At 65.4% G+C, this 24,096-nt stretch carries 21 protein-coding genes and 1 pseudogene; 14 read left to right on the top strand and 8 right to left on the bottom strand.

Annotation, left to right across the window (positions count from 1 at the left end; genetic code table 11):
- Positions 1–13: 13 nt before the first annotated feature.
- The 4 genes from ACZY0R_RS14980 to ACZY0R_RS14965 all read left to right on the top strand — a co-directional run bounded on the left by ACZY0R_RS14980 (position 14) and on the right by ACZY0R_RS14965 (position 4,571).
- Complete coding sequence (locus ACZY0R_RS14980; RefSeq protein ID WP_488859134.1) at positions 14–820, top strand: enoyl-CoA hydratase/isomerase family protein; 807 nt, start codon at positions 14–16, stop codon at positions 818–820.
- 2 nt (positions 821–822) lie between these two features.
- The gene (locus ACZY0R_RS14975) at positions 823–2,769 is read left to right on the top strand and encodes an acyl-CoA synthetase (RefSeq protein ID WP_488859133.1); all 1,947 of its coding nucleotides are present in this window, start codon (positions 823–825) and stop codon (positions 2,767–2,769) included.
- 24 nt (positions 2,770–2,793) lie between these two features.
- Positions 2,794–3,783 (top strand): tripartite tricarboxylate transporter substrate binding protein, encoded by a 990-nt coding sequence (locus ACZY0R_RS14970; RefSeq protein ID WP_488859132.1) that lies wholly within the window; start codon positions 2,794–2,796, stop codon positions 3,781–3,783.
- A gap of 77 nt (positions 3,784–3,860) precedes the next feature.
- Entirely contained in the window at positions 3,861–4,571 is a 711-nt protein-coding gene (locus tag ACZY0R_RS14965; protein ID WP_488859131.1) for a TetR/AcrR family transcriptional regulator, read from the top strand.
- 21 nt (positions 4,572–4,592) lie between these two features.
- On the opposite strand, the gene ACZY0R_RS14960 is transcribed toward ACZY0R_RS14965, so the two are convergent.
- The 4 genes from ACZY0R_RS14960 to ACZY0R_RS14945 all read right to left on the bottom strand — a co-directional run bounded on the left by ACZY0R_RS14960 (position 4,593) and on the right by ACZY0R_RS14945 (position 8,217).
- Complete coding sequence (locus ACZY0R_RS14960; RefSeq protein WP_488859130.1) at positions 4,593–4,802, bottom strand: hypothetical protein; 210 nt, start codon at positions 4,800–4,802, stop codon at positions 4,593–4,595.
- A 112-nt stretch (positions 4,803–4,914) separates the two neighbouring features.
- On the bottom strand, positions 4,915–6,546 hold the full coding sequence (locus tag ACZY0R_RS14955) for a DHA2 family efflux MFS transporter permease subunit (protein ID WP_488859129.1): 1,632 nt from the start codon (positions 6,544–6,546) through the stop codon (positions 4,915–4,917).
- Positions 6,543–7,652, bottom strand: coding sequence for an HlyD family secretion protein (locus tag ACZY0R_RS14950; protein ID WP_488859128.1), 1,110 nt, complete (start codon positions 7,650–7,652; stop codon positions 6,543–6,545). The genes ACZY0R_RS14955 and ACZY0R_RS14950 overlap by 4 nt, the downstream gene beginning before the upstream one ends.
- A 31-nt stretch (positions 7,653–7,683) precedes the next feature.
- Entirely contained in the window at positions 7,684–8,217 is a 534-nt protein-coding gene (locus tag ACZY0R_RS14945; RefSeq protein ID WP_488859127.1) for a winged helix-turn-helix transcriptional regulator, read from the bottom strand.
- A 140-nt stretch (positions 8,218–8,357) separates the two neighbouring features.
- On the opposite strand from ACZY0R_RS14945, the gene ACZY0R_RS14940 reads away from it, so the two are divergent.
- The 6 genes from ACZY0R_RS14940 to ACZY0R_RS14915 all read left to right on the top strand — a co-directional run bounded on the left by ACZY0R_RS14940 (position 8,358) and on the right by ACZY0R_RS14915 (position 13,771).
- Complete coding sequence (locus tag ACZY0R_RS14940) at positions 8,358–9,851, top strand: efflux transporter outer membrane subunit (protein WP_488859126.1); 1,494 nt, start codon at positions 8,358–8,360, stop codon at positions 9,849–9,851.
- Positions 9,852–10,051: 200 nt separating this feature from the next.
- Entirely contained in the window at positions 10,052–10,777 is a 726-nt protein-coding gene (locus tag ACZY0R_RS14935; protein WP_488859125.1) for a GntR family transcriptional regulator, read from the top strand.
- A gap of 66 nt (positions 10,778–10,843) precedes the next feature.
- Complete coding sequence (locus ACZY0R_RS14930) at positions 10,844–11,626, top strand: transporter substrate-binding domain-containing protein (RefSeq protein WP_488859124.1); 783 nt, start codon at positions 10,844–10,846, stop codon at positions 11,624–11,626.
- Positions 11,627–11,743: 117 nt separating this feature from the next.
- The gene (locus tag ACZY0R_RS14925; RefSeq protein WP_488859123.1) at positions 11,744–12,409 is read left to right on the top strand and encodes an amino acid ABC transporter permease; all 666 of its coding nucleotides are present in this window, start codon (positions 11,744–11,746) and stop codon (positions 12,407–12,409) included.
- Positions 12,406–13,062 carry an amino acid ABC transporter permease gene (locus ACZY0R_RS14920; RefSeq protein WP_488859122.1) on the top strand — a complete coding sequence of 219 codons (657 nt, stop codon included), beginning with the start codon at positions 12,406–12,408 and terminating at the stop codon, positions 13,060–13,062. Before ACZY0R_RS14925 ends, ACZY0R_RS14920 begins: the two co-directional genes overlap by 4 nt.
- Complete coding sequence (locus ACZY0R_RS14915) at positions 13,043–13,771, top strand: amino acid ABC transporter ATP-binding protein (RefSeq protein ID WP_488859121.1); 729 nt, start codon at positions 13,043–13,045, stop codon at positions 13,769–13,771. Before ACZY0R_RS14920 ends, ACZY0R_RS14915 begins: the two co-directional genes overlap by 20 nt.
- A 96-nt stretch (positions 13,772–13,867) precedes the next feature.
- Here the strand turns inward: ACZY0R_RS14915 and ACZY0R_RS14910 are convergent, their stop codons facing one another.
- Positions 13,868–15,211 carry an aspartate aminotransferase family protein gene (locus tag ACZY0R_RS14910; RefSeq protein ID WP_488859120.1) on the bottom strand — a complete coding sequence of 448 codons (1,344 nt, stop codon included), beginning with the start codon at positions 15,209–15,211 and terminating at the stop codon, positions 13,868–13,870.
- Positions 15,208–16,704 (bottom strand): N-acyl-D-amino-acid deacylase family protein, encoded by a 1,497-nt coding sequence (locus tag ACZY0R_RS14905; protein ID WP_488859119.1) that lies wholly within the window; start codon positions 16,702–16,704, stop codon positions 15,208–15,210. The genes ACZY0R_RS14910 and ACZY0R_RS14905 overlap by 4 nt, the downstream gene beginning before the upstream one ends.
- 279 nt (positions 16,705–16,983) lie before the next feature.
- Here ACZY0R_RS14905 and ACZY0R_RS14900 point away from each other — a divergent pair, with 279 nt between their 5' ends.
- On the top strand, positions 16,984–17,877 hold the full coding sequence (locus ACZY0R_RS14900; protein WP_488859118.1) for a MurR/RpiR family transcriptional regulator: 894 nt from the start codon (positions 16,984–16,986) through the stop codon (positions 17,875–17,877).
- A gap of 207 nt (positions 17,878–18,084) precedes the next feature.
- Here ACZY0R_RS14900 and ACZY0R_RS14895 read toward each other — a convergent pair whose 3' ends face one another.
- Together ACZY0R_RS14895 and ACZY0R_RS14890 are read right to left on the bottom strand one after the other, a co-directional pair.
- Positions 18,085–18,996 carry a glutamate/aspartate ABC transporter substrate-binding protein gene (locus ACZY0R_RS14895; protein ID WP_488859117.1) on the bottom strand — a complete coding sequence of 304 codons (912 nt, stop codon included), beginning with the start codon at positions 18,994–18,996 and terminating at the stop codon, positions 18,085–18,087.
- 554 nt (positions 18,997–19,550) lie between these two features.
- Positions 19,551–20,507: a chemotaxis protein gene (locus ACZY0R_RS14890; RefSeq protein WP_045237530.1), complete on the bottom strand. Its 957-nt coding sequence runs from the start codon at positions 20,505–20,507 to the stop codon at positions 19,551–19,553.
- Between the two features lie 694 nt (positions 20,508–21,201).
- Here ACZY0R_RS14890 and ACZY0R_RS14885 point away from each other — a divergent pair.
- From ACZY0R_RS14885 to ACZY0R_RS14875, 3 genes and pseudogenes are all read left to right on the top strand, one after another.
- Complete coding sequence (locus tag ACZY0R_RS14885; RefSeq protein ID WP_488859116.1) at positions 21,202–22,422, top strand: MFS transporter; 1,221 nt, start codon at positions 21,202–21,204, stop codon at positions 22,420–22,422.
- 525 nt (positions 22,423–22,947) lie between these two features.
- Positions 22,948–23,522 (top strand): annotated as a pseudogene (locus ACZY0R_RS14880) (MgtC/SapB family protein).
- Positions 23,523–23,549: 27 nt separating this feature from the next.
- Positions 23,550–23,906 carry a hypothetical protein gene (locus tag ACZY0R_RS14875; protein ID WP_488859115.1) on the top strand — a complete coding sequence of 119 codons (357 nt, stop codon included), beginning with the start codon at positions 23,550–23,552 and terminating at the stop codon, positions 23,904–23,906.
- Positions 23,907–24,096 lie beyond the last annotated feature (190 nt).

Below are 24,096 nucleotides of genomic sequence, written 5' to 3'. Positions count from 1 at the left end.
AGGAGACAAAGCAATGACAAGCAATCCGACCGCCAGTATCACCGAGTACGACACCGTGTTCGTCGACCGGGACGGCAGCTGCGGCATCGTGACGATGAACCGCCTCGAGAAGTACAACGCGCTCAACGGCGCGCTGCGCAATGACATCTACGCGGCGATGGCCTCGCTGATGGCGGACAAGACCATCCGCGGCATCGTCCTCTGGGGCGGCACCAAGGCCTTCGTCTCCGGGGGCGATCTCGTCGAAATGCTCAAGCGTCGCCCGATCGAGTCGTTTAGCCCGACCAGCGGCGCACCCGACCTGTGGGCGCTGATTCATCACAGCACCGTGCCGGTGGTTGCGGCCATTGCCGGGCCCTGCTTCGGCGGCGGCCTGGAGCTCGCCATGGCCTGCGATCTCCGCGTGGCCGCCGACAACGCCCTGATGGGGCAGACAGAAACCAATGTCGGCCTGATCCCGGGACGCGGGGGTACCCAGCGCCTCGTTCGCCTGGTGGGCGCGACCCGCGCCAAGGAAATGATCTTTACCGGCGAGATCATCAAGCCGGACGAGGCCTACCGTATCGGGCTGATCAACAAGGTTGTACCCGCGGCAAATTTGCTGGATGAGGCCAAGGCCTATGTGCATCGCATCGCCGAGAAATCGCCGCACTCCATCGCCATGGCCAAGCTGATGATCAACAATGGCCAGGACGCGAGCCTGGAAACGGCGCTGATGATGGAACAGCTCGCCTTCGCCACACTCTTCAGCACCGACGACATGCATGAGGGTGGCGATGCCTTCCTCAACAAGCGCCGTCCGGTCTACCGGGGAACCTGATCATGAGACACGCAACCATGGAAGCCGAGAACACCGTGCACGCGGCGAGCACCGGCCACCTTGATCTCTATGAGCCACGACTGCAGGTCCGGTCGATCGCCGATATCGAGCGTTTCGAGCAAACGCCGCTCGCCGGGCGCAACCTGCCCGCCAGCACTTATGAGCTGCTGCGCATGGCGCGCGATCGTGCGCCGGACGCACCCGCGCTGTACCATTTCGCATCCGGCGATGAGCTCGACCGCACCACCACGGTCACCCACGGGCAGCTGTTCGGTCGCATCACCCAGACTGCCAACCTGCTGGGCGCGCTCGGCCTCGGTCCGACCGACGTGATCGGCATTCTCATGCCGGTTGCGCTGGAATCGCAGTACGCGATCTGGGGCAGCGAGGCGACAGGTATTGCCTGCCCCGTCAACTGGATGCTGGAGCCGGAGATCATCCGTACCCTGTTGAGCAATGCCGGGGCAAAGGCGGTCATCGTCTACGGCCCCGATCCGGATATCGAGGCATGGAACAAGGCCATGCTGATCCGGCAGGACTTGCCCGGCGTGCGGCACTGGATCAAGGCGGGCGGAGGCCAGGCCAGCGAAAGCGCGTTTGTCGACCTCGATGCCGAACTGCCGCGTTTCAATGCGGAGACGCTTGACAGCGGACGCCGTTTTTCACCGGACGACACCGCCTCGATGTTCCATACCGGTGGCACCACAGGCACGCCCAAGCTCGCCCTGCACACGCATGGCAACGAGGTCTTCATGGCCTGGGTCAGCGGTATGCAGTACGACGTACAGCCGAGTGATGTGCGCGTCTGCGGCGTCCCGATGTTCCACGTCACGGGCGTCCTGACCAATTGCCTGATGCCGCTGGCCCGAGGCGCTTCGGTGGTCATGCTGACCTCCGGCGGCTGGCGCGATCCTTCGGTGATCCGCAACATCTGGCGCATCATCGAGCGATTCCGCGTCACCGCGCTCGGTATGGTGCCAAGCGTCGTCAATATGCTCCTGAACATACCGATCGAAGACGCCGACATCAGTTCCCTGCAGGCAGCGAGTTGCGGCACCGCTCCGCTTTCCACGGCGATCGCCGAGGCCTTCGAGAAGAAGACCGGATCGGTGATCATCGAAGGCTATGGCCTGACCGAAGGCACCGCGCTGAGCGCTTGCAACCCGCGCTATGGCGAGGCCCGCACGGGTTCGATCGGCTTTCGAAAGGCCTATCAGCAGATGAAGGCGGTAAAGGTGGCCGATCATCGCATCGTGCGCGATTGCGCGCCGGGCGAGCCCGGCGTGGTGGTGGTACGCGGGCCCAATATCTTCAACGGCTACCTGGAACCGAAGCACAACCAGAACATCTGGTTCGAAGGCGGCTGGTTCAACACCGGCGACCTCGGCTATATGGATCCGGAGGGCTACTTCTGGCTAACCGGCAGAGCCAAGGACCTGATCATCCGCGGCGGCAACAATATCGACCCGCGCATGATCGAGGAAGCGCTCTATCGTCACCCAGCCGTGTTCGATGCCGCCGCGATCGGCATCCCGGACGCGCACGCGGGCGAATTGCCGGTGGCATACATTGCGCTCAAAGCGGGAAGCAACTACCCGCTCGGGCGCCTGAAACACTACGCCTACGAGGTGATTCCCGAGCGCGCCGCGGTGCCGAAACAGTTCTACCTGGTCGATGTCATCCCCAAGACGGCGGTCGGAAAGATCCAGAAGAATGTCCTGCGCGGCGACGCCATCCGGCGCGCCCAGTATCAGATGCTGTCGGATGCCGCCACGGACGTTGCGGTACCCGTGCAGGACATCCGCGTCGAGGATCGGGGCGACCAGGGCCTGACTTCAACACTGGTGCTGCCCGCCACGCTGGGCGTAGCCGAGCGGGAGGCAGCGACGGCTACTATCAATGCCGCATTCGCCACGCTGACAATCAAGTACTCGGTGGTGTACGAGTAGACACAAAGAACGAAGGAGACAGCCATGCCCCTATCCGACACGGCCGCGCGCGTTGCGGCCGGTGTCGCCAGCACCCTGCTGCTGGCGGCCAATCCCGCGCTAGCCGAGAAGCCGGGGGACTACCCCGCGCATCCGATCCGGATCATCGTTCCCTATGCCGCTGGCGGGGGCACCGACATCATCGCCCGCACCCTCGGCGCCGCGTTGTCGCGGCAGCTGGGCCAGCCGGTCATCGTGGACAACCGGCCGGGCGGTCAGACGGTGGTGGGCTACTCGATCGCGGCGAAAGCCGCGCCGGATGGCTATACCCTGCTGATGAACAATTCCGCGCACAGCATCCAGCCGGCCCTGTTCAAGGATCTCCCGTACAACGCGATCAAGAGCTTCAGGGGCGTGGCGGAGATTACCGCGTCGCCGGTCGTATTCGTCGTGGACCGCAAGCTGCCGGTGACAGACCTGAAAAGCTATCTCGCATATGGCAAGACATCGGTCACCAAGCTCAATTTCGGCTCGTTCGGCACCGGCACCGGCTCCCATCTCTGGGGTGAGCTGCTCGCCTCGGCAACCGGGCTCGACATGCTGCACGTTCCTTACAAGGGATCGGCCCCAGCGATCCAGGATCTGATCGGCGGACAGATCAACGGCCTGTTCGTGGATCCCCTCTCGATCAAGCCGCATGTCCAGGCGGGCACTGTCCGCGCTATCGGCGTGACAGGCCCGCGGCGCTGGAAGGGCCTGGAGAGCGTCCCGACCTTCGTCGAGCAAGGCTATCCGCAGTTTGCCGATGTCGGCTGGTTCGGCCTGTTTGCCCCGGCGGGCACACCCGACGCCATCGTCAATCGGCTCAGTGCGGAGGTGTCGAAGGCGGTCGCCCTGCCCGAGGTCAGGTCCAAGCTGCTCGAACTGGGAACCGAACCAAGCGGTACCACGGCCGCCGCGTTCGACGCCCAGATCCGAAAGGACGCGGACCGCTGGGCCAAGGTCGTCGCCGAGAAACACATCACTCTGCAGTAGGCGCCGGCCGGGCCTGCGAGGGTCCGGTGTTCATTAGCGCTAACATGGAGGCCTGACGATACCGCGAACGGCAACACATGACAAACGCTACCACGCCCCCGGCACGCCAAAGCTATCACCATGGCAACCTGCGGGAAGAAATGATCCGCTGCGGCAGGGAGATCCTGGCCGCCGAAGGCGTCCATGGGCTGACGCTGCGTTCGGCGGCCAGGCTCGCCGGCGTTTCGCACGGCGCGCCGCGCAACCAGTTCGCCGACAAGGAAGGCCTGCTCGCCGCGATTGCCGCCGACGGCTTCCGCGAGCTGGTGGCAACGCGCCGAGCCCGGCTGTCTGACGAGATGACGGCCGAAGCCAGGCTGCTCACCGTCATGGACGGTTATATCGAGTTCGCCGTCAAGCACCCTGCCCTGTTCTACCTGATGTTCGGTCCGCAGATCGTGGGCAAGGAGAACTACCCCGAGCTGCTGGAAGCGGGCAGCGCGTCTTACCAGCTCCTGTTTGGCGCAGTACAGGACTACTTCACTGAAAACGGCCTGGCGGAACAATTCGACGACATGATGGTGCGCTGCGCCTGGTCGGCCATGCACGGCGTCAGCATGTTCTTCAGCGCCAAGCCCACCGGACCCAGCACACGCCCGAAGGTGACGCTGCCGCAGTGGCGGCAGGCCGTGCAACAGTTCGTCCTGACAGGCCTGCTAGCTGCCGGTAAGGCAAAGGCCACTGCTTGCGCCGCGCCGGAGCCGGCAGTCGCGAAGCCCAAGGCACGGCGAGCCGCCCCGCGTTCGTAGCGGGCTCGCCGCGGCCACGGATCAGCGCCCGGCCGCCGACGGGGATGCCTGCGGTTCCGCGCGCGTATCGCCGGCGGCAAAATCATGCGGGGCCTTGCAGTAGCGATTGTCGGTGCGGGCGCATCCTACGCCGCTGTCGCGCGGCTGCTCCGTGCTTGCGTGCGCCGGATTGCATGCCATGGCGGCAAACAGCGCCGCGCAGGCCAGCGCGTTGTGAAGACTGGGTTTCATCTTGAATCTCCGGTTAGGGGTTGGAGAGCCGGCGTCGCTGCAATGCCCGACGCCCGGCCCGGTGTCATCGAGCTGCCAAGGGCGGTACAGGCACCACCCTCGCCCGCCTGGTTCAATGCGCGTCGGCCGACGGCGCTTTCGGCGCCGCCACCTTGCGCATCAGCGGCACCATCGCGGTGGTGATCACAAAGCAGACCATGATGACCAGGAAGGCATCGCCAAAGGTCTGCGTCTGCGCCTCGCGCCACGCCAGCGCCCACAGTTGCCTGAGCGCCGCGCTCTGCGCGTCGGCGATGTCGTTGCTCCACGCGGCCATATTGCTGCCGACGGTCTGCAGCAGCGCGCCCATCGCCTCGTTGCGGTAGTTCAGGTGCTCGGCGATGCGCTGGAAATGCAGGTTGGTGCGGTCGTTCAGGATCGTCGCGCAACCGGCGATGCCGATCGCGCCGCCCAGGTTGCGCATCAGGTTGAACAGGCCGGACGCCAGCTTGAGCCGCTCTGGCGACAGCGCTCCGAGCGTGAGCGTGACCGCCGGCGCCACCGCGAACTGCTGCGCCATGCCGCGAAATGCCTGCGGCAGCAGCAATTCCTGCGCGCCCCAGTCATGCGTGATGGGCGCGAACTGCCACATCGAGAACGCAAAGCAGCCCAGCCCGAACATCATCAGCCAGCGCAGGTCCACACGGTTGGCGAAGAAGGCGTAGACGGGGATCGACATGACCTGGAACACGCCGGTGGAAAACACCGCCAGCCCGATCTGCAACGCGCTGAAGCCGCGCACGCGGCCAAGGAACAGCGGCGTGAGATAGATGGTGGCGAAAATGCCCACGCCGGCCATGAAGGAAAAGAAGCAGCCCAGCGCGAAGTTGCGGTCCTTGAGCGCGCGCAAATCCACCACCGGCTGCGCATAGGTCAGGCTGCGCCAGACAAAGCCGACGCCCGCAATGGCCGAGATCCAAGCCGTGGCGCGGATCACGTCGTCGCCGAACCAGTCCCAGCGCGGGCCTTCCTCCAGCGTGTATTGCAGGCAGCCGAGGAACAGCGCCATCAAGGTCATGCCGAGGTAGTCGGCGCCGCGTATCAGGGACCAGTTGGGCCGGTCCACGCGCACCAGCATGGGCACGGCTACGGTGACGAAGATGCCGGGAACCAGGTTGATGAAGAACAGCCAGTGCCAGGAGAAGTTGTCGGTGATCCAGCCGCCCACGGTGGGTCCGAGCGTAGGCGCCAGCGAAGCCAGCGCGCCGATCGTGGCGGCGGCGATGACGCGCTGCTTGCCGGCGAAGAACGCAAAGGCGGTGGTGAACACCAGCGGGATCATCGAGCCGCCCAGGAAGCCCTGCATGGCGCGAAAGGCGATCATGCTCTGGATGTTCCAGGCAATGCCGCACAGCAGGCTGGTCAGCGTGAACCCGGCCGCCGACGCGGCAAACAGCCAGCGCGTGGACATTACCCGCGACAGCCAGCCCGACAACGGGATGACGATGATCTCGGCGATCAGGTAGCTGGTCTGCACCCACACGGTTTCATCGGTGCCGGCCGAGAGCCCGCCGCCGATATCGCGCAGCGAGGCCGAGACGATCTGGATATCCAGCAAGGCGATAAACATGCCCACGCACATGGTGGCGAAGGCGAACACCTTGGCGGCCGTGGTCATCGAGGCCGCGGAGAATGCCGGGGGTGAAGGCTTGGTCTCGGCCGGCTGCGCGCCCTGCCCGGGCGCGGCGAGGACGCCGGTGCTCATGGCTGCACCTGCGCGTCCGCGCGGGAATCGACTTCGGCGACCACCGACAGGCCGGGCCGGAGCATGGCCAGCGTGGCCTCGTTTTCCTCCAGCATGATGCGCACCGGCACGCGCTGGACGATCTTGGTGAAGTTGCCGGTGGCGTTCTCCGGCGGCAGCACGCTGAACTGCGCGCCGGTGGCCGGCGCCAGGCTGGTCACGCGGCCGTGGAAAACACGCCCCGGCAGCACATCGGCCTCCACGGTGGCGCGCATGCCCGGCCGCAGATGCGCAAGCTGCCCTTCCTTGAAGTTGGCATCGACCCACAGCCCGCGCGCCGGCACGATCGAGAGCAATTGCGTGCCGCCGGCGGCGTAGGCGCCCACGCGGGCGCGGCGGTTGCCAACAGTGCCGTCGATGGGCGCTCGCAACTCCGTGTAGCCAAGGTTCAGTTTGGCGATATCGCGCTCCGCGGTGGCCTGCGCGAGCGCCGCCTGGGCCTGCAGCTTCTGCGTGGCGATCACGTCGACCTGGCGCTGCGCGGCGAGCAGGCTGGCCTGCGCCTTCTGCGTGTTGGCCAGCGACTGCTTGTAATCGGAGTCTGCCTTTTGCGAGCTCTGGATCGATACGGCCGACTTGGCCGCCAGGCTCTGGTAACGGGCCTGGTCGTCGCGGGCTCGCGCGGTGTCGGCATCCACCGCCGTCACCGCCGCCCGGGCCTGGCTGATCACGGCCTCCTGCAGGGACCGGGTGGCGTCGAGGTTGGCCAGCAGCGCCTGCTGGGCCGCCACCGCACCTTCCGCCTTGGCCAGCGCGGCACGGTAGTCGCGATCGTCGATGCGGGCCAGCAAGTCGCCTGCGTGCACCTGCTGGTTGTCGGTCACCGTGACTTCGGCCAGGTAGCCCGGCACCTTCGGCGCGATCACCGTCACCTCTCCGCCCACATAGGCATCGTCGGTGCTTTGCAGGAAACGGCCGTGCGACCACCAGTGCTGGCCGTAAGCCGCAGCGCCCAGGCCGGCGGCGACGAGCGCGCCGGTCATCAGCAGGCGCCTGGGGCTGAGCCGAGGTTTAGAGACGGGAATGGGCTCCGAGCCAGCACGCTCGGCGGCGATGTCGCTTGTCATGACGCTTCCTCTTGCTGTCGTTTTGATGCTTTCAGATTTGGCCCGCTGCGTGCGGGACGTTCGGGGTGGCGTCCGCGCACGCGGCTGCCGATTTGTGAAGCTTGGCGCGCAAGCGCTCGCTGGCAGCCGGCCCTGGCATGACCATGTGATCCGCTTCGGTAATGGGATGCCCGGTCGCCGCATCCACCAGGACCGGAGTGACGGTGGCGCCGGTGTGCCGGTCCACCAGTTGCACGCTCTCGCCCTCGGGCGAGAAGTGGCGGTTGCCCCAGGCCAGCAGCACCAGCATCACCGGCCGGAATTCACGTCCCCGCGCGGTCAGCAGGTATTCGAAGCGCGGCGGCCGCTCGCAATACTGGCGCCGCTCCAGCAGGTCCTCGCGCACCAGCGTCTCCAGGCGGCGGGCCAGCATATTGGGCGCGATCCCCAGTTGCTTCTGGAAGTCGTCGAAGCGGCTCGCGCCATAGAACGCCTCCCGCAGGATCAGGATGCTCCACGGCTCGCCCACCCGCGCCAGGCTGCGGGCGATGGGACAAGGTGCATTGTCGAGCGGCTTTTTCTGCATGTTCGCGACCTCCGGAAATCAGGTTGCTATCAAGATGAAAGTTAGTATAGAGTTGCGGATAGCATCATGCAAGTAACTTGTTAAACAAAGTCTTTGCGGCGGCGGACACGCCGCTTCCGGAATAACCGATGGAGATGGAAATGAGTCGTACCCTGCCCCGCACCGAAACAGCCCCGGCGCATCCGCACCTCCGCACGCTTGCGACCCGGGCCACGGCGCTCGCAGCGGCAACGCTGGCAGCGGTGGGCCTGGCCGCCTGCGCGGCGGTAGGCCCGGATTACCGGGTGCCCGCCACCGACACGGCGGCAAGCTACCCGCATGCCGATACGCTGGCCGCGCTCGAGGCGCAACGGCCCGCCCCCGCGCTGGATAACTGGTGGACGGGCTTCGACGATCCCGCGCTGACGCGCATCGTCCAGCGCGCGCTGGACCAGAACCTGGACCTGGCCGCCGCGTTGGCCCGCGTGCAGCAGGCGCGCGCCGTTGCCGCCGAGGCCGGCGCGCAGTTGCTGCCGCAGGGCAGCCTGTCGGCGCAGGCAGTCAAGGAACGGCAATCGCTGGAAAGCCCGCTGGGCAAGATCGGCAGCCAGTTCCCGGGCTACAACCGCAATTTCGCGCTCTACGATGTAGGCGCCGGCGCAAGCTGGGAGATCGATTTGTTCGGCGGCCTGCGGCGTGGCGCGGAAGCGGCCGACGCCGAAGCGCAGGCCGCGCAGGCCGACCAGCTCGGGGTGCGCATCTCGGTCGCGGCCGAAGCCGCCGATGCCTATTTCCGGGTACGCGGCGCGCAGCAGCGCATCGCCATTGCGCAGGATCAGGTCGCGACCAACGCCAGGCTGTTGGAGCTGGTGCGCCTGCGCTTGCGCGACGGCCTGTCGTCCAGCCGCGAGGTGGCCCAGGCGGAAGCGCTGGTGGCACAGGCGCGAGTAACCATCCCGCCGCTGCGCATCGAGTTGCAAACCCAGTTGAACCGGCTCGATGTGCTGATGGGTGCCCAGCCCGGCACCTACGCCGCGGAGCTTGGCCCGCTGCCGGACGGCATGACGGTGCCTGCCATCTCCGTGGCCCAGGGGCCCGCCGACCTGCTGCGCCGCCGCCCAGACGTGATCGCCGCGGAACGCAGGCTGGCGGCCAGCAGCGCCCGCATCGGCGCGGCCACCGCCGAGTACTATCCCAAGCTGTCGTTGTCGGCCCTGCTCGGTTTCGAGAGCCTGAGCGCCGGCAAGCTGTTCTCCGCTGCAGCGTTCCAGCCGCTGGCGGCGGCCGGTTTGCGCTGGCGCCTGTTCGATTTCGGCCGCGTCGATGCCGAGGTGGCGCAGGCCAAGGGCGCCAATGCCGAAGCGCTGGTCAATTACCGCAAGGCCATGTTGCGCGCCACGGAAGACGTGGAGAACGCCATCGTCACCCTCACCGAACTGGAGTTGCAGGGCAAGGAACTGTCCACCGAGATCGACGCCCACGTGCGGGCGCGTGGCGCCTCCGAAGACGCCTACAAGGGTGGTGCCGTCAGCCTGTTCGAGGTGCTGGACGAGGAACGCCAGTTGCTGGCCGCGCGCGACCAGCAGGCCCGCGTGCATGCCGACAACGCGCGCGCGGCGGTGGCGACGTTCCGGGCGCTTGGCGGCGGCTGGTGACAAGCGTGGCTGGTGGGTGGCGCCCCTGGCGCCGCGCCACCACAGACATCCACGCACCATTCCCGTGCCGCCGCACTCACCCGGCACAAAGCCGCGCACAACTGGTGCGTACGCCTGGCCGTTGACCGGCTTATTGCGTACAAAACATGTGCACCATGCTTGTATATCAGGCTGGCATACCTCTTGCCTCTTAGCCTGCCATGACCTTCGCCATCCCATCCTTTTCCGACGCCCCCGGCCACGTGCGCGGCAGCACATCCGCCGGGATCGCCGAGCGCATCACACAATCGGTCCTGGCCCAGCGGCTGGCCCCCGGCACCCGACTGGGCGAGCAGGCGCTGGCAGGGCTGTTCGGCGTTAGCCGGACCCTGGTGCGCGAAGCGCTGACTCGACTGGCGGCACGCGGCATCGTCACGGTGTCGGCCCGGCGCGGCTGGTTCGTGATCGAGCCGTCCCGGCAGGAGGCCAGCCAGGCTTTTGCCGCGCGGCGCGCGATCGAACTGGGCTTGCTGCGCTATGCGGCACCGGTCTCGGCGGCTGCCATTGACCGGCTGCAAGCGCATGTGGCGCAGGAGCAGCGCGCGCTGCGCGGCGACGACACGGCCCTGCGCAGCTACCTCCTGGGCGACTTCCATGTGTGCCTGGGCGAGTGCGTGGGCAATGTGCTGCTGGCCGACACGCTGCGCGACCTGACCGCGCGCACCACGCTGATCGCCATGCGCTACCAGTCCAGCCACCAGGCCAACGAATCCTGCGCCGAGCATGTGCAGATCGTGGCGGCGCTGGCCCAGGGCGACACCGAACGCGCCATTGCATTGATGGATGCGCATCTCCGCCACGTGGAGGCTGGCCTCAGCGCCGCCACGCCGGAAGTCCCGCCCGATCCGCTTCGCCAGGCGCTGCGCCCGCTGGGGCCGCGTGCCTGAAGCACCGACTCTCATTCGTACCTCACCAACCTCATCACCTCAACGGCAAGCCTGCAAGGACCCTTTATGAAACTCTCGAAACTCCTCCTCGGCCTCGGTGCCGCCGCCCTCGCCCTCTCGATGCAGACTGCCGGCGCCGAAGCGCTCGATGACGTGATCAAGGCCGGCGTGCTCAAGGTCGCGGTTCCGCAGGACTTCCCGCCCTTCGGCTCGGTCAACGCCGAGATGAAGCCGCAAGGGCTGGACATCGACGTGGCGGCGCTGATCGCCAAAAAGATGGGGGTGAAACTGGAACTGGTGCCGGTGACCAGCACCAACCGCGTGCCCTACCTGCAGACGAAGAAGGTGGACCTGGTGATCTCCAGCATGGGCAAGAACCCCGAGCGCGAGAAGGCCATCGACTTCAGCGAAGCTTATGCGCCGTTCTATAATGGCGTGTTCGGCACGGCCGACCAGAAAGTGGCCGGCGCCGCCGACCTGGCCGGCAAGACCGTCGGCGTGACGCGCGGGGCGGTCGAGGACCTGGAGCTGAGCAAGATCGCCCCGCCCACCGCCACCATCAAGCGCTACGAAGACAACAACGGCACCATCAGTGCCTTCCTGTCCGGCCAGGTGCAACTGGTGGCGACGGGCAACGTGGTCGCGGCCGCCATCCTCGCCAAGAACCCGCCCAAGAAGCCGGAGCCCAAGTTCCTGATCAAGAACTCGCCTTGCTTCATCGGCCTGAACAAGGGCGAACCCAAGCTGCAGGCCAAGGTCAACGCGATCCTGGCGGACGTGAAGAAGGACGGGGAACTCAATGCGCTGACGGTGAAGTGGCTGGGCATGCCGCTGCCGGCCACGCTTTGATACCGATGCCCTGAAACGGAAAGCCGCGCCGGACGGACCACCGCTCCGGCACGGTGTACAGCGCCAGCCTCGCGCGCATGAGCGCACCCGCGGCGCGCCCCCAACGAACGCATTCGCATGTCCTATCAATTCGATTTCCTTTCAGCCTTCGACTATGCCGGCGTGTTCGCGCACGGCATCGCCGTCACGGCTGAACTCACCATCGTGGGCGGCGTGCTGGGGGTAGCCCTTGGCATTGCCTGCGCCTGGGCGCGCACCCAGGGCCCTGCCTGGCTGGCGGCCATCGCGGGTGGCTATGTGGAGCTCATCCGCAATACGCCTTTCCTGGTCCAGTTGTTCTTTATCTTCTTCGGCCTGCCGAGCGCGGGCGTGCAACTAGGCGAGATGCAGGCCGCCATCCTGGCCATGGTGATCAACCTTGGCGCCTACAGCGCGGAGATTGTCCGCGCCGGCATCGCGGCCGTGCCGCGCGGCCAGCTGGAGGCAGGCGCGAGCCTGGCAATGGCGCCCTTCCAGGTGTTCCGCCATGTGGTGCTGCGCCCGGCCCTGAAGAAGATCTGGCCTGCGCTCTCCAGCCAGGTGGTGATCGTCATGCTGGGCTCGGCGGTGTGCTCGCAGATCGCCGCCGAGGACCTGACCTTTGCCGCCAACTTCGTCCAGGGGCGGAATTTCCGGGCCTTCGAGGTCTACCTGCTGACCACCGCCATCTACCTGCTGCTCGCCATCGGCCTGCGCCAGGTACTGCGCGGCATCGGCGGCACGCTGTTCCGGAGGGCGCCATGACCGAATTCTCAAGCTGGGACATCCTGCGCAACCTGCTGCTGGCGGCCCGCTGGACCGTGGTGCTGTCGCTGGTGGCCTTCGCCGGCGGCGCCGTGACCGGGCTGCTGGTACTGCTGATGCGCATCAGCCGCCGCGCACCGCTGCGCCGCGCGGCCTGGGGCTTTATCGAGGTCTTCCAGGGCACGCCGCTGCTGATGCAGCTGTTCCTCGCCTTCTTCGGGCTGGCGCTGTTCGGCGTGGAGATCCCGGCCTGGCTGGCCGCCGGGCTGGCGCTGTCGCTCTGGTCCGGCGCATACCTTGCGGAGATCTGGCGCGGCTGCGTGGAAGCCATCCCCAAGGGCCAGTGGGAAGCCGCCGGCTGCCTCTCGCTGGGGCATCTGCAGCAGATGCGCTACGTGATCCTGCCGCAGGCGCTGCGCGTCGCCGTCGCGCCCACCGTGGGCTTTGTGGTGCAGATCATCAAGGGCACGGCGCTGGCGTCCATCATCGGTTTTGTCGAACTGTCCAAGGCCGGCACGGTGATCACCAACGCCACCTTCAGCCCCTTTACCGTCTATGCGCTGGTCGCGCTGATCTACTTCGCGCTGTGCTGGCCGCTATCCCGCTACAGCCGTTATCTGGAAAGGAAGCTCAATGTCGCTCATCGCCATTGAAAACGTAAAGAAGCGCTTCGGCGCCAACGAAGTGCTCAAGGGCATCGACCTGAAGGTGGAGCCGGGCGAGGTGATCGCCATCATCGGCAAGAGCGGTTCTGGAAAGAGCACGCTGCTCCGCTGCATCAACGGCCTGGAGAGCATTGACGAAGGCAATATCACCGTGGCCGGCGCCAAGCTGGGCGGCAGCGAGCTTGAGCTGCGCGCGCTGCGGCGCAAGGTGGGCATGATCTTCCAGCAGTTCAACCTGTTCCCGCATCTGAGCGCGGGACGCAACGTGATGCTGGCGCCGACCGTGGCGGGCGGCGTCAGCGAGTCCGAGGCGCTGGCCCGCGCTCGCGAGTGTCTGGCCAAGGTGGCGCTGGGGGAAAAGTTCGATAGCTATCCGGACCAGCTTTCCGGCGGGCAGCAGCAGCGCGTGGCGATCGCGCGGGCGCTGGCCATGCAGCCGCGCGCGCTGCTGTGCGATGAGATTACCTCGGCGCTGGACCCGGAACTGGTGATGGAGGTGTTGAACGTGGTACGTCAGCTGGCGAGCGAAGGGATGACGCTGTTGATGGTGACGCATGAAATGCGGTTTGCGCGAGAGGTGTGCAACCGCGTGGTGTTCATGCACCAGGGGCGCGTACATGAAATCGGGCCACCGGAAGAGATCTTCGCCAATCCGGCCACGCCAGAGCTGCAGCAATTCCTGGGCATGGCGGCCTGACATCCGCCAGCCAGGAACCGCGCCGGCAGGCTGCCTGCGCGGTTTCCATCCTGGCGGTGGGATCTTCGGCGGGAATTGCCGCGCGCCATCCTGCTCTCAGGCAAACGCGATGCGAGAGGATGGCAGCACGGTGCCGACCGATTGGGCAAAGCGCTCGACGATGCGATCGATATCCTCTTCCGTGCAGATGAACGGCGGCGCAAACAGCACGTGGTCGCCGTGTACGCCATCGACCGTGCCACCCATCGGATAGATAAGAAGGCCGTTCTGCATCGCGGCCGATTTGAGATTCGCGTGGACCTTCAGCGCCGGGTCCAGGGTCGCCTTGGATGCGCGGTCCTCCACGAACTCGACGCCAACGAACAAACCGCGCCCCCGGATGTCGCCAACGTTCGGATGATCCCCCAGCACTTCACGCAGCCTGGCGCGCAGTTGCTCGCCGCGCGCCAGCACATTGGCAAGCAGCCCCTCCTCGGCAATCGTGCGTTGCACGGCCAGCGCCGCGGCACAAGCCGTGGCATGCCCGATGTAGGTGTGGCCATGCTGGAAGAACCCGCTGCCGCCCACGATGGCGTCGTAGATGCGGCTGGTCGCGAGCATGGCGCCGATCGGCTGGTAGCCTGCGCCCAGGCCCTTGGCAATAGTCACGATGTCCGGCACGACGCCGTCTTCCTCGCAGGCAAAAAGATAGCCGGTCCGTCCCATGCCGGACATGACCTCGTCAAGGATCAGCAGTACGCCGTACTTGTCGCATACGGCACGGATGCGCTTGAGATAGTCAGCAACCGGCGCAACCGCGCCGGCGGTAGCGCCAACCACGGTCTCGGCCACGAACGCCGCCACGCTTTCCGGACCAAGCTCCAGGACCTTGGCCTCGAGTTCGTCGGCGAGGCGCTGCGCGTACTGCGCGTCGGTCTCGCCGGCCGCCTGATCGCGGTAGGCATAGCAGGGCGACACATGATGCGCCGGCACCAGCAACGGCAGGAAAGGCTCACGCCGCCAGGCATTGCCGCCAATGGCCAGCGCTCCGAGCGTATTGCCGTGGTAGCTCTGGCGGCGGGCGATGAAATGCCGGCGTTCGGTCTGCCCGATTTCCACGAAGTATTGGCGAGCCAGCTTCAGCGCGGCCTCGACCGCCTCGGAACCGCCCGACACGAAGTAGACGTGGTCAAGGTCGCCTGGCGCGGCCTGTACCAGGGTATCGGCCAGCGTTTCGGACACTTCGGTGGTGAAGAACGAGGTATGCGCGTAGGCGATCGTGTCGACCTGCGCCTTGATCGCCTCGATCACGCGGGGATGGCCATGGCCAAGGCAGGATACTGCCGCTCCGCCCGAAGCATCGATGTAATGCTTGCCGTTACTGTCGATGAGTTCGATGCCCTTGCCCCCGACGGCTACGGCGAGGGTCTGGCGAGGATTGCGGTGGAATACTTTGGTCATGATGTGTGGTGTTGAATCGATTTCTCGATGGTGTTGGCCTGGCGCTCCAGGACCTTGCCCGGGAAGGCAGGAATGACGCGCGTCTCTTCCCACACGCGCTTGCCGTTGACCCAGACGCCGTCAATACCTACGCTCAGGCGGATGGGGTCCTCAAACGTCGCGGTATCCTGCACGCGCTGCGCATCGAACAGGACCAGATCCGCGAAATGACCGATGGCGACCAGGCCCCGGTCTTTCAGTCCATATTGCTCGGCTGCCAGCCCGGACATCTTGTGGATGGCTTGTTCGAGCGTCATCAGCCCGGCTTCGCGCACCAGGCGCCCGTGGATCCGGGGAAACGTGCCCGATTGACGCGGATGCGGCCGGGGGTCGAACGGCAACCCGTCCGATCCGAAGATAGTCAGCGGAAAGCTGGCGATGCGCTCGACATCCGCTTCGTCCATGATGAAATAGATCGCTGCCGCCGGGCGTAGCTTTTCCAGCAATGCCTGTTCATCCAGGCCGAGGGTCCGCATCAGCTCGTCGAAGTCCCTGCCGCCCGCCTCCGGGTAGCCCTTGGAACACGTGATCATGGTGCGCGAGGATTTCCGCACCCTGTCCAGCCTGAGCATCGTCGATGTGGCCGGATAAGGGTGGCAATCCAGGCACAACGGCTGAATCCTGGCGGCCTGCGCCAGCAGGCCCAGCGTCTCGACGGAACGCCCGTGATTGCGCTTGCCGGCCACCTTGTGATGCGAGAAGACGATACGACTATCCAGGGCCTTTCCAATCCGCAAGGCCTCCTCCATCGACGGCACGATATCGTCGGTCTCATCGCGGAGATGGGTCGAATAGACGCCGCCAAACCGCCTGATCGGCTCACAAACCGCGATGATTTCCGCCTCCGTCGCCGCGGCTGCCGGCGGGTAGAAGGTACCGGTGGACACGCCGAATGCGCCCGCCTGCATGGCCTTTTCCACTTCAAGCCGCATCGCGGCCGCTTCCGCCGGACTGGCTTCGCGGCCGAGATCCCGCATGACCTTGACGCGCAGCGCTGAATGGCCAAGCAACGGTACGACATTGACGTTTGCAGGCGCGGCCCGCAGAGCGTCAAGCCAGTCGGAGAATCCGGCGAAGCGAAACAGCGCCGCCGGTCCCATCAGGTCAAGCGGCTGGGGCGGGTCGTCCGTCACCAGGGGTGCCACGCTGATGCCGCAATTGCCCGTCACAACGGTAGTGACGCCCTGCGATACCTTGGGCTCCATCCCGGGATGCACCAGCAGATAGCCATCGTCGTGCGTGTGGGAGTCGATAAAGCCGGGGGCGAGGATGCGCCCGCTGGCATCGATCACCTCCTTCGCCGCCAGGCTGGCCAGGTCGCCAATGGCGACGATCCGATCCCCCGTCACAGCGACATCGGCGGTACGCCGCTGCGCGCCGCTGCCGTCAACCAGCGTGGCCTGCCGAAAGAGCGTGTCGACGCTCTTGAGGGAATTCCCGGGTGTTTCCAACATATACGGTTCCTTTACTGCTGCTCGATGGCGGCCGGCCTGGCAACGGCGGCCCACTTCGCGGCGAACGTTACCTTCAAGGCTGAATCGTCTCGGCGCACACCCCATGCGCATTGCGCCCGAAGTATAGAAAATCCAACCCGATCACGCAACATATGTTTCCTAAAATAATTATAGGATTTATATGATTCATCCATGCGGAGGCGCACTTGTGGACGGCAGCCGTGCATACGGCGCTTGCCTGTGCAACAATCGTTACAGACACCCTGATCGCGACTGACCATGCCAATCGAACCCTCCGCGCCTCCGCAGCACCTGGACGAATTGCTCGCCCTGCTTCGGGAACACTTCGCGGCGCTTAGCCCGCAATTCCAGGGGGGCGCCCGCTACCTGCTCGACCATCCCCAGGAGATACCTATCCTGTCCATGCGCAAGATTGCCGTGGATGCCGGGGTCCAGCCCGCGACGCTGGTACGCCTGGCGCAGTTTCTCGGGTTCGAGGGTTGGCAAGGATTGCGCGAACTCTTCGTGGAGGCATTCCGCGGCGGCCCCCAGCCCTATGCAAAACGGGCCAAAAAGCTGGTCCGGGAAAGCGGTTCGAGCCGGATGCTCGCGGAGATGCTCGATACGCAGCACCGGAATCTCGACCTGACCGGCGCCAACAACGCGGAGTCGATGCCTCGGGCCGCAGACCTGCTCAGCGCCGCACCCAATGTCTACATAGCGGGTTTTCGCTCCTGCTATCCGATCGCCTTCACGTTTCACTACATCTATCGGCTGTTCCGCTCGTCGGCGCACCTGATCCACGGAGATGCCGGCACGCTGGAAATGGAACTGCGCGCCCTGGCGCCCAAGGACGCCGTCGTGGTTGTGAGCTTCGCTCCGTATTCGCAGGAGATCATCCGCGTCGCCGGCGCCGCGAAGCAAGCCGGCTGCCGGGTCATCGCCCTGACCGACAGCACGGTAGCGCCGATTGCGCTGGAGGCGGACTGCACGTTGCTTTTCTCGGTTGACAGCCCTTCGTTCTTCCCCTCGATCACCGCCGGCGTGGCGGTCGTCGAAGCACTGGTCGAACAACTCCTTGCCAAGAAGGGCAAGAACGCGATCAAGGCGCTCGAACTTGCCGAAGGGCAATTGCACAAGACTGGCGCGTATGTACAGGCGAAGCATGGCTAGCCAACGCGTCATGGCGCTAGGCGCGGGCGGCCTGTTTCCGCGTCACCTTGGCGAATGCCGATGCGGCCGTCGCCATGTCGGCAACCGGAACACCCGCCGCGATCCGCGCCGCGCCAGCGCTCTCCAGAACACTCATGCTTCTCTCCTCACATCTCACCAGTTAGCGGAAGGGAAGCATCCCCAAGCGCGCTCCCGCGGGTCGCCACGCTACTCGAACGCTTCGTCGCCCGGCTGCTCGTAAGCCTTCCTGACCTCTGCGCTCATCGGGAATTCGAAGTTGATGTTCTTTGGCGGGACGGGCTTGTTGAACCACTTAGCGTAGATGGCCTTGATCTCGCCGCTTTTCATCAGGCCAACGATCACGCCGTCGACCAGTTTCTTGAACTCGGGATCATCCTTGCGCATCATGAAGCCGTAGGCTTCAAAGGACTGTGGCGTGCCGACCACCGTCCATTCGGTGGGGTTCGGCGACATTGTCCGCACGCCGGAAAGCAGGACGTCATCCATCATGAAGGCGGCCACCCGGCCAGACTGCAGGATCAGGAACGATTCGCCATAGTCCTTGGCGCTCTGAATCGTGATGTTCGCCTTCTTCTCGTCATTGAGCTTGCGCAGGATCCGTTCGGACGTGGTGCCTGCGTTCGTCACCACTGCCTTTCCGGAAAGATCATGGAAGTCCTGGACCGGACTCCCCTTCTTGACCAGCAGGCGAGTGCCCGCAACAAAAAAGGTGGTAGAGAAGGCTACCTGCTGTTGCCGCGACTTCAGGTTCGTGGTGACGCCGCACTCCAGGTCGACCGTCCCGTTCTGCACCAGCGAGATCCGGTTTTGCGAGGTCACCGGGATCATGCGCACCTGCAGGTTTGCTACCGCCGTCTGCTTGCCGACCTCCGCAATGACCTTTTCGCAGAGGTCCTGCGAATACCCAATCACCTTCTGGTTGCTGTCGTAGTAGGAAAACGGGATTGACGAGGTCCGGTGTCCGATCGCGATGGTCCCCGACGCTTTGATCCGCCCCAGGGTCGGGCTCGCGGCTGCGTCAATAGCCTGGGCGGCGCCTGCGCCAAGAATGGATCCAACCAGCGCCACTCCCAGGCAGGTGACTTTAACGGCTTTCATCTATCGCTCCTTGTTTAGCAAACACGCGATGGGCCATCGCGCTTGAATGCTAATCACTGAGCAACATCTGTTCCATACTTGTTAACCATGAAACATTCGTATTTTCAAAGCCAGATGTGACGAAACAAGCACCACAATGAACAAAACGACGAAACATTTGGTGCACTCGCGCATCAAGTTGAGGCGCGCGGCCGGCTCCGCACCGCATGCGAGCGCCATCGCATGGCGCGCCCGAGCGAGTCACGGATGGATAGCACCGTCATAGGGGTGTACGCCGGCCGGCTGTCGGAGAGCAGATCCGCCTGGCGGCGGACACAGGCCAATGCCACGCATCGTCCGGCGCCTGGATGTGCCGACGATAGCGATGGGTCGAATGCAGGGGGAGGTGACTAGGCAAGCGGCGCCCCAACCGGCACGGTGGGGCACGACTTCAGTGATGAATGCAACAGGGACCGGCGGACGTCTGCGTACAGCGTCTCACCGGCAATACATGCCGGGCGATTTCCGCAATGGCCTGCGGTGGATGACTGCCGGCGGCCGTCATCCGGTCCATCTCAACGCGCCAGCACGCCCCGGATCGTATCCGCGAGGTCCTTGGCCAGGAACTTCGACACATAGGCGTCGGCCCCGACCTTGCGCACATGGTCTTCGCTGGCAGTCCCCGACAGCGAGGAATGAATCACCACCGGGATCGACTTGAACCGCGCATCTGCCTTGATCTTGCGGGTCAGCGTGAAGCCATCCATCTCGGGCATTTCCAGGTCGGTCAGCACCAGCGCGATCTCGTCCTGCACGGTCCGGCCGTTGGCGGCGGCGTGATCGGCGATCTCGCCCAGTTGCTGCCAGGCTTCCTGGCCGGTCTTGGTCATCAGCACCGGCACGCCCATGGCCTTGAGACCTTGCTCGATCAGGCTGCGGGCAAAGGCGGAGTCGTCGGCGGCCAGGATCTTGGTGCCGGGGCGCAGCTTGACCTGCGGTCCGACGGTCTTGGGATCGACTTCCGGCTGGCGCGTCGGCAGCACGTCGCGCAGGATCTGCTCGACGTCGAGCACCTGCACCAAGCGCGGGTTCTCGGTATCGGTATCGAGCTTGGCGATGCTGGTCACCATGTCGCCCTTGACGCTGGTCTCGGCGGAGACCACCTGGTTCCACTCCAGGCGCACGATCTCTTCCACCGCTTCCACGGCGAAGCCCTGGGTGGAGCGCGCGTACTCCGTCACCAGCAGGATGTTGAGGCCGCTACGCGGCGTGCACCCGACCATCTTGGGCAGGTCGATCACCGGGATCACCTGGCCACGGATATCCGCCATGCCCAGCATGGCCGGGCCGCCTCCCACCACGGTGGTGACCTGGGGCATCACCAGGATTTCCCGGACCTTGAAGACGTTGATGCCGAACAGTTCGCTGTTCGCGGACTGGTCCGACTCGCCCAGGCGGAACAACAGCAACTCGAACTGGTTGTTGTTGGTCAGGTTGGTCCGTTCGTCGATGTCTCTCATCGAGCTGCTCATACGCTTCCTTTGTCCCCGCAAGGCGCGGGCTCGCCGCGCGGTGTTGATCGTTTCGCCGGGCCCGCCTGCCCTGCAAGGCGCCCGGGGCACTTGCCCCCAGGCGGCGGCGCTGCAATGACGGGCCACTGCTCCGGCTAACGGCCAATCTTTGGGGAAATTTAGCGGCAAAGCGGCGACGGGCATGCGAATTGGCGCCGCACACCGCCAAAGTGCGGAATGAGACAGGCCGGGGACAAAGTGACGGGTATGCGACGACATGGCTGACACTTCCTTGCAATGATAAATATGCCGCAAGAAGCACCTGAAAGAGAATGCCAGCCCAGCCGCTGGCGTGCATGCAACAGTAAATTCCGCGACCGATTTACACGAACTAAACAGCCGCTTAAAATCGCACGGCCAGCGCCGGCGACTACCGCATACGACCGCGCAGCCTTGATTTCACCGGCAGTTTCTGGGGACACACGCCGGCCAACCGCCTCCCTCGCCATGTCCCTGCCCATGCTGCCAGTCCATCGCCCACGCGCCACGGTTCCGGTCCGGCGCCTCGAGTAGCGCCCGCGTCATGCCGGGTTCCCCGGCTTCCCGCCTTGCATTCGCCCCAGGATGACAATTCCCACTGCGCGCCCGCGACGCGCCATGATCCGTTGCCTGAGGCCGCCGCTTTGACCGCCAAGATATTCCGCCCCGCTCCACCATGACCTCGAACAGCACGACGCTCGCCGCCCCGGATTCCGGGGAGCATCGGCAAGGCAGCATCAGCCGGCGCATCGTCGCCATCGTCTTCTTTAACTTCATTGCCTATCTCGCCGTCGGCCTGCCGCTGGCGGTGGTGCCCGGCTTCGTGCATGGCGACCTCGGCTATGGCACGGTCGTGGCCGGGCTGGCGGTCAGCATCCAGTACCTGGCGACGCTGCTCAGCCGAGCTTACGCGGGAACCCTGTGCGACCTGCAAGGCCCCAAGAAATCCGTCACCCTCGGGCTCATGCTATGCGCCGGCAGCGGCCTGCTGGCGGTGTTGTCCGCCCTGTTCGTGCAAACCGGCTGGCTCAGCCTGGCCTGGCTGTTCGCCGGCCGGCTGGTGCTCGGCGCGGGCGAGAGCCTAGTCACCACCGGCACCATCGCTTGGGGCATCGGCGACGTGGGATCCCGCCACACCGGCAAGGTGATCTCGTGGAACGGCATGACGACCTACGGCGCGCTGGCGCTGGGCGCACCGGTTGGCGTGCTGCTCGACGCCCGCTGGGGCCTTGCCTCGCTAGGCATCGTCACCACCATCATGGCCGCCGGCGCGTTCGCACTGGCGCGCCGCAAGGCAGCCGTGCCTACGGTGAAAGGCGCGCGCATGCCGTTTCGCACCGTGTTCCGCCATATGACGCCCTTCGGCCTGTGCCTGGCGCTGGGCTCGGTGGGCTTCGGCGCCATCACGGCCTTTGTCACGCTGTACTACGCCAGCCACGGCTGGGACCATGCCGCGCTGGCACTGACCAGCCTGGGGGTGAGCTTCATCCTGGCGCGCCTCCTGCTGGCCGACAGCATTGGCCGCTTTGGCGGCTATCCGGTGGCGCTGTGCTCCTTTGCGGTGGAAGCCGCCGGGCTGGCGCTGATCTGGCTGGCGCAGGGGCCTGCCCAGGCGCTGGCGGGCGCGGCGGTCACCGGTTTTGGCTTTGCCCTGGTGTTCCCTTCGCTGGGCATGGAGGCGGTCAAGCTGGTGCCCCCGAGCAACCGCGGCTCGGCGCTCGGCGCCTATGCGCTCTTTCTCGATCTTTCGCTCGGGCTGACCGGCCCGCTGGCGGGGGTGATTGCCAGCCATGCGGGCTATGGTTCGGTGTTCCTGTTCTCGGCCGTGGCGGCGCTGGCCGGGCTGGGCTTGAGCCAGGTGCTGGCGGCACGGGCACGGGCACGGCTGACGGCTTGAGGCGCGGCCCGCGGATATGCCGGCCGAGTATGCCCCCAGGCAGATGAACAGGCGTCGACGCGCTACAAGTCTGCCTCGATCGCCTGGGTTCGTCCCACCGATATTTTTTTAAAGTACTTTCCGATGTCTTTTCGTACTTGTCCGATTGAAATTCGGGCATTTAACATTCTTTCATCCATCAACCTCCGTTAATCGCCTGTAATGGGCGATTTTCGCTTGACCCGCTCAATTCGCGCCGCTACAGTACGCGGGTTATTAATTCCAGGGCTTAGCCAGTGAGCACTTGTTCCGACGACAGTAGTCGATCCAGGATCGGCACCTCCGCCTGACCGGAGCACGGTACCCTCAGCGACCGTGCCCCGCTTGCGGCACGGTGCTATCGAGGCCGGACGTCCTGTCCCGCCTCTCTTCTTGAATACGGCTTCACTCTTCTGACCGCGCATGCGTTGCAGCTTGTCGCTGCCCGCGTTTGCCCGTGTCATTGACAAGACTCACCGGATCTTCCTGATTGTTACGGGAGTTCTTATGGTGTGGCACGAATTCGCCCTGCGCTTGCTTGAAGCGCTCGCGCTGGGTGCGTGTATCGGTACCGAACGGCAGTTGCGCCAGCGCATGGCGGGGCTGCGCACCAACGCGCTGGTAGCCGCCGGCGCGGCCTTGTTCGTTTCGGTTTCCGCCTTTACCTTCGATCCGCAAGGCCATGCGCGCATTGCCGCGCAGGTCGTTTCCGGCATTGGCTTTCTCGGTGCCGGCGTGATCATGCGCGACGGCCTGAACGTGCGTGGCCTGAATACCGCCGCCACGCTGTGGTGCTCGGCCGCCGTGGGCGGATGGTCTACCGGATCACCACGGTCTGCACCGCCCAGGAAGAAATCCGTGTGCGCGGCTTGCTGCTGCATGCGCTGACGGAAATGCCCGCCTTGCTGTTGCAGTCCCTGCACAGCGAGGACACCGCCGCTGGCGGGCACATCGAAGTCCGCGCCGATGTGCTGGCCGCGCCCGGCAATGAAGGCAAGCTGGAGCAGATCGTCAGCCGCATCAGCATGGAGAAGAGTGTTTCCCTCGTGCGCTGGGCCATTCCGGCCGGCGCGCTCGAATAACCCCAAGGAGATAGAAAGGAGCTGGATATGCGTTTGTTCAACTGGATGCTCCCCCAGACCACCAACCGCCGTACCCCCCAGGCAAGCCGGGGCGCAACCGCCCAGCTGTTCCAGGTGGTACTGCTTTGCAAGGACGACTATGGCGCGGGCCTGGAGCAGCAGATTCGCCGTGAACTGGCGTCGCGCGAGCTCTCGCTGCAACGCCTGCGCATGCGGCAATGCGAGCGGCGCGAACTGATCGAGATGCGCGTGCTGGTGCACTGCCAGCCCGGCGGCAGGCCCGGCATGGTCAGGCTGGTGCAACGACTGGGACTGGAACCGTTGGTCCGCGCGGTGCGCTGGGAGACCGTTCCGCAGCCCGAGCGCGCGCTCGCCGCGGCCTGAGCCACCCCGATCCACCGAGCCAAACCGATTGCCCGAGGAAAGACATGGACCCCGACCCTTCTAGCGGGCGGCGCCGAAGGCATGGCGCGATCCCGTTGGCCTGATTCCGCTTCCAGCTCCCTGCCGGAACCGCGAAACCCACCACCCGGATCCGCCAGGCTCCCTTTACGTGACGCAGCATCCTGACTGC

It is taken from the genome of Cupriavidus sp. F041, assembly GCF_057814235.1.
This window is presented reverse-complemented; position numbering and strand designations above follow the sequence as displayed.